We start from the raw sequence: 2,421 nt of genomic DNA, 5'->3' as shown, positions 1-2,421 counted from the left end.
TCCCCCCATCGAGCCCTTGCTCGGCGACGCAGTTGTAAAGGTCCGGTCCCGTATTCGTGCGGACTCCCGCAGCGCCTCCAGCTCCGCCAGGGGTATTGGGAAAGCCGTCACCCCCATCGAAGCCTTGTTGGAAGTTGTTTCCCGTGCCTCCGATGCCGCCAAGTCCAGCATCCCCTGTCGAGCAGATGCTGCTGCCTCCGTCTCCGCGCCTGCCGCTACCAAAAGTGACGGCCGACCCGCCATCGAGTCCAGCCCCACCTTGGGGACCGGGATTGCCGGGGGCGCCGTTCTCACCGGGCGCACCTCTTCCGGCCTCGATGATCACGCGGCGCAGTTGCACCGCGGAGCCTCGGATCACGCGAAGCGCGATGGAGGACTCGCCAGCAGTCAGTGCATCTGCGGAAGCGATGGTGAGGCCTTCCAGCAGGACTCCCGCATCCGTTACGTCGCGCACCGTGAACGCGAGGGTGCCGCCGTCGAAGACCGTGCTGCCACCGCCATCCTTGAACCGGTCCCAGTAGGCATTGCCGTTGCCGCGCCACGTGTATCCGCCGTAGAGCGATACGGGCAGGTCCACCACGGGCGCGGGCTCGTTGTACGTGCCGGTGCCCAGGTACACGATGCTGCGCCCCGTGCCACCGTCGCGGATCTCCCGGAGGGCGCGCGTCAGGGTCTGGAACGGCTTCTCGCGGGTCCCGTCGTAGCCGTCGTCCCTGCCTCCTACGGGATCCACGAAGTAGCCCGCGTCCGCGACACCGTCGATGCCGTCGCAGTCGTTGTCGAAGCCGGTCAGGTCGGGATAGTCGACGCCGCCGTCGCCGCAGGGAGGAGGCGTGTTGTCTCCACCGTCGCCACCGTCCCCGGCGTCGCTTCCCGCGTCACCGGCGTCGCTGCCACCGTCTTCGTTCGCCTGCGGTCCGCAGCGGCCCTCTCCCTTGCAGTCTTCATAGGCCGCTTCGAAGTCACTGCAGCCGCCCACGCTGAGCACCGCACCGAACACCGCGCTCAGCGCGCCGACCTTCCAGAGGTTCCGCATGGCTTTCCCCGTGCTCACTGCCACGTCCCGGCGAAGCTCAAGCCACCGCCCTGCGGCGTGAGCGTCACGGACGGCTGAACGTTTGTCTGCTTCACCGGCAGGAAGTACATCAGCGCGCCCGCCGCGATGGCCGCCGCGCCGACCCCGATCCCCACCACGCCAAGCGTCTGCGAGCGCTTGCCGGAGTCGCGCACCTTCTCTGCCTCCGCCAGCGTCGGGTACTCGTTCTTGTTCAGGTCGCTGAGCTTCCCGCGCGACTGCATGTAGAACACCGTCCCCACGCCCGCGAGCACCACGCCGCCCGCCGCCGGCACCCACGCCCACTTGCGCCGCCCCGGCGTCTCCACCGTCGGCGTGTCAGTCAGGCCCAGCTCCGTGGGCGGCTGCACGCCCGGCGTCAGGTCCGGCCCCGGCACCGGCTGCTTCACGCCCGGCGTCACGTTGGGCGTCTGCTGCGCCACGGGCGGCGTCACCGGCGGCGCCACCGGCTCCGGACGCAGCACCCGCAGCGTGCGCGGCACCACCACGTCCAGCGACTTGCTGAGCGCGTCCAGCACCTGGTCCTCGCTCACGCCGGGGACGGATTCCTCGACGAGCGGCGCGCCGTCCTGCGCCGTGTACACGCGCACGCCCGCCTTGTATGCGTTCAGGTACGGACCAATCTCCGTCACCATCACCACGTCCGTCTTCGCGGCCACGCCCAGCGACGCGATGCAGGACGGCTGCGTGCGGTTGCAGCGCATCATCGCCGTACGCTTCTTCTTCGGCAGCGTGCGCGTCACGTCCTCCACGCGGATCACCTCCAGGCCGCGGGCCTTGAGCTGCTCGGCCACGTGCTCCTGGGCGGTTCCTACGAGGTAGCGCGGCGTTCCCCGCGTCACGTCCGTGGGCGCCAGCAACACGGTGACGGGTTTCGCGGAGGAGGAGGGCGCGGGCGCCTGAGCGACCACCAGGGTGAGCGCGGCGAGGAAGGGGATCAACACGGGAGCACTTTCTCCCTGACCCGCCCTCCTCGCAAGGTCAGGATTCGCGGTCCCGCGTGGTGGGACAGGGCCCCACCCACCTGGGGGTGACGCCGGTGTCCGGCGCCGGGCGCCCCGCGAAGAGACCTCCCGTCGCCTGTGGCCGGGGAGCCCGGACGGGGGTCCGCCTCGCCGCGGACGGCTACCGGCGCGGACGCTCCGGCGCCGGGCGGATCTGCGTCTTCTCCGACGTGTTCAGCTCCGTCTTCGGCCGGCTGTCCTCCTCGTCCTCATCCCCCTCGGCCGAGGGCGGTGGCGGAGGACCCGGCGGACGGCGCGCGGGTGTCGCACCCGCGCGCAGTGCGTTGGACGGCGGCGTGCCGGGACGGGCGGGTGCGGGCGGCGGACGGCGCGGCGGCGGGG

The 2,421-nt window shown here is 71.2% G+C and carries 2 protein-coding genes and 1 pseudogene; all 3 read right to left on the bottom strand.

Going from position 1 to position 2,421, the window contains the following annotated elements:
- The coding region (locus tag D7X32_RS44115) for a DUF1565 domain-containing protein (protein WP_120608445.1) at positions 1 to 1,036 on the bottom strand (1,036 nt) is incomplete at its 3' end.
- A 14-nt stretch (positions 1,037 to 1,050) separates the two neighbouring features.
- Positions 1,051 to 2,019, bottom strand: coding sequence for a hypothetical protein (locus D7X32_RS44110; protein WP_147450525.1), 969 nt, complete (start codon positions 2,017 to 2,019; stop codon positions 1,051 to 1,053).
- Positions 2,020 to 2,200: 181 nt separating this feature from the next.
- Positions 2,201 to 2,421, bottom strand: a pseudogene (locus D7X32_RS44105) (CpaF family protein); the annotation flags it as partial.

Source organism: Corallococcus carmarthensis (assembly GCF_003611695.1).
In the GTDB taxonomy this organism is placed as follows: Bacteria; Myxococcota; Myxococcia; order Myxococcales; family Myxococcaceae; genus Corallococcus; species Corallococcus carmarthensis.
The sequence above is the reverse complement of the archived record's forward strand: the minus strand, read 5'-3'. Positions and strand labels throughout refer to the sequence as shown.